This window comes from Vallitalea sediminicola (genome assembly GCF_054408565.1).
The window spans coordinates 1-325 of record NZ_BTPT01000450.1 but is presented as its reverse complement, the minus strand read 5'-3'; the positions used below and the strand labels follow the sequence as shown (position 1 = coordinate 325).

Sequence of the window (325 nt, the reverse complement as noted above, 5' to 3'; positions counted from 1 at the left end):
CCCATGGCACTGGTTGTACCATTAGATGGTTGGAATTATACTGGTGATGCAATTGGGATTCCAGTACCACTATACACGTTGGTTTATCATGAGTGTTTAGTAGTTCCATGGGCACTTAAAAAAGGTGGATGGGGGCTACCAACATCTCAAGATGGATTTTTATATGCATTACTCAATGGAGGAACGGGTTATCTAGATATAGAAGCAGATAGAGCCGAGATTGAAAAGAATAAGATTGTTTGTAAATTACATGAGAAAATAGCGAAAAAAGAAATGGTTAGTCATGAATTTGTTGACGAGTCATTGACAAAGCAAAGAACAGTAT

1 pseudogene is annotated in these 325 nt (G+C 37.5%); it reads left to right on the top strand.

The features are described 5' to 3' along the window. Positions 1-325 (top strand): annotated as a pseudogene (locus ACX6CF_RS27385) (hypothetical protein); the annotation flags it as partial.